Origin of the sequence: Roseospirillum parvum (assembly GCF_900100455.1) — a bacterium.
Lineage (GTDB): Bacteria > Pseudomonadota > Alphaproteobacteria > Rhodospirillales > Rhodospirillaceae > Roseospirillum > Roseospirillum parvum.
Map to the genome: position 1 here is coordinate 7,231 of NZ_FNCV01000018.1, position 2,390 is coordinate 9,620.

A 2,390-nucleotide genomic window follows, 5' to 3' on the forward strand; every position below is an offset into this window, starting at 1 on the left:
GGCACCTGGCGGGCGATCCAGGCGAGGTAGCCGTACAGCCCATGCACCCCGCCGGCCCAGACCCGGGCCAGCACGTCGACCACCCCCACCCGCAGCCGCGCGGCGGTGGTGCCCAGGCGACTGGTGAGGTCGGCCTCGGTGGTGGTGACCAGCTCGGGGAGCGTCGGGCGGTCAAATGGCATCGGCCTGCGCCTTCCAGGTCAGGTCATAGCGGGTGTCGGGCTGGGCGGGCCGGGCGATCACAACACCCAGGCCCAGCACGCCGGGCGCCACCCACTCGGCGGTGACGGTGACGGCGGCCGCGACCCCGTCCTCGATCAGCCAGGCCAGCGCCTCCTCGGCGTACTCGCGGGCCCGACGGGCGGTCTCGCCGCTCTGCTTCTCACGGCTGAGCAGCCACAGCCGCGAGCCGAGGCGCCACCCCGGCCGGGTCGCGCCGGCCTCGTCGCCGGGGGGCAGGGCGTCGCCCCACCAGCCGCGCCGGTCGCTGACCGAGCCGGCCGGGCTGGGATCGTCGGGCAGGCGGTCATCGGCGTTGGTCCGGCGGTCGGTGAACAGGCTGACCAGCACCGCCGTCTCCAGGCCGGCGTCGGTGGCCACGTCGAGGTCACCGTCCAGCGCCAGGTCGCAGGCCACCAGGGTGGAGTCGTAGGCCAGGGCCAGATCCATGATCAGGGGCCCTCCGGATGGTCGGACGGGATGTGCGGCTGATCGAGGCCGAACTCGGTGCCCGGCACGGCGATGGCCCCGGTGGTCCAGGTGTCGGTGCGGTAGGCGGTGCCGCCGACGTGGGTCTCCCGCCAGCCTTTGCCGGCCACATCCTGCTGGACGTAGGTGCGGCCGTGGATCTCGACCCCTTCCCCCTCGAGGCGCAGCACACCGTCGGTGCGGGCATAAATGTTGAGCGGGCTGTCGATCTCGATCCCGGTACGGGTCAGATGCACCCGCTGACCCAGATCGTCGTAGAGGGCCACCTCGCCCTCGGCCAGCCCGGTCAGCCGGTAGCGGCGGTCGTCGACGCGGATCGCCACCGCGTGATCGCGGTTGCCGCACAGCGACAGAACCACCGCCTCGGCGCCGGGCCGGGGGTGGCTGGTGACACCGTAGTCCTGCCAGCGCTCCACCCCATCCAGGGTCTCGCCATCGAGGGCGGTCAACTGGACCACCTGCATGCGGGGCCCGTCGGCGACGGCCCGCAGCACCGCCCGCCCGACCAGCAGGGTGAGGCGGGTGCGCACGGGGCGCAGCGCGCGGTCGATCAGGGCCTGGATGCCGCTGCTCATTCCCAGAACCCCCCGTCCTCGATGTCGGCCTCGCCGCCCTCGGCGATGCGGGCCAGGGCGTCGGGCGGCACCAGCTCCAAGCGGGTCACCGTGCCGTCCTTCAGGCCCTTGCGCCATTCGACGGCGGCGATCAGCAGCTCCCGCGTGATCTCCAGCCGCGCCGAGTCCAGCACCACCCGCTGGCCCGGCCGCCACAGCGCCCCGCCGCCGCCCACCCCGCCGGTGGTCCAGCCGGCCACCGTGCCGCTGGCTCGCAGGCCCCGGCCGCGCCGCACCCGCACTTCCCAGGCGGCGCGCAGGGTGGCGGCGGTGGCGTCGGTGGGCTCCTCGCTGAGCACGGTCAGCGGGCGGTGGCGCCGCACCCCGGGATCGATCGCCCGGCCGCTGATCGCCGCCGTCGGCTCGCCCCACACATCGTCGGAGCCCGGCGCCTGCCCCTTGACGGTGATCTCGCTAAATCGCCCGGTGCCCGAATCCACCACCCGCCAGTCGGACTTCAGGGCCCGGTCGGTCAGCCGCACGGTGGCCGCGCCGGCCACCTCGGCCGAGGTCAGGACCAGGCCGCCCAGGCCGTCGCTCACCGGCAGCACCGCCCGCTGGCGGCAGGCCCGCTCGATGGCGGCCCACACCGTCTCGCCTTCCTGCACCCTGAACCGGCCGAACGGCGCCCCCACATCGACCCGGGCCGCCACCGGCACCCCGAAGGGCGCGGCCAGGGCGGCGGCGATCTCGGTCAGCGAGACCCCGTGCCATTCTCCGGGCTGGGAGGCGGCCGAGCAGTCGATCAGGTCGCCGGCGGCGTCGCGGCCGGTCAGCGACAGGGCCTGGTCCTCGATCTGCCGGGTCACCTCGTCCACCCAGCCGGTGATCACCGTCTCCCCGGCCAGATCGAGCCGGCAGCGGGCCCCCTGGCCGACCGCCCCGGGCAGCCGGCTGCCGTCGGGCGAGCGAGCCCGGAAACTCAACGTGAATACCCCGGCACCCTGCTCCAGGCCGGCCGAGGCGGTGACCTCCTGCCAGCCGGTCCACAGGCGGCCGCCCAGGGCCAGGGTGACGTCGCTGCTGAACGTCATGTCAGCACCTCCAGGGCCTGGCCGCCGGGCACGG

Annotated in this window: 4 protein-coding genes; all 4 read right to left on the reverse strand. The window is 74.9% G+C overall.

All coding sequences use genetic code 11. The features are described 5' to 3' along the window. On the reverse strand, positions 1–182 hold a 182-nt coding region (locus tag BLR95_RS15865; RefSeq protein WP_425438448.1), incomplete at its 3' end, for a hypothetical protein. Next, positions 172–669, reverse strand: coding sequence for a phage GP46 family protein (locus BLR95_RS14790; RefSeq protein ID WP_092621936.1), 498 nt, complete (start codon positions 667–669; stop codon positions 172–174). The genes BLR95_RS15865 and BLR95_RS14790, both read right to left, overlap by 11 nt. Before the next feature lie 2 nt (positions 670–671). Next, a complete protein-coding gene (locus BLR95_RS14795; RefSeq protein WP_176787897.1) occupies positions 672–1,283 on the reverse strand; it encodes a phage baseplate assembly protein V in 612 nt (203 codons plus the stop codon). Continuing rightward, positions 1,280–2,356 (reverse strand): phage baseplate assembly protein, encoded by a 1,077-nt coding sequence (locus BLR95_RS14800; RefSeq protein ID WP_092621940.1) that lies wholly within the window; start codon positions 2,354–2,356, stop codon positions 1,280–1,282. Before BLR95_RS14800 ends, BLR95_RS14795 begins: the two co-directional genes overlap by 4 nt. Positions 2,357–2,390 lie beyond the last annotated feature (34 nt).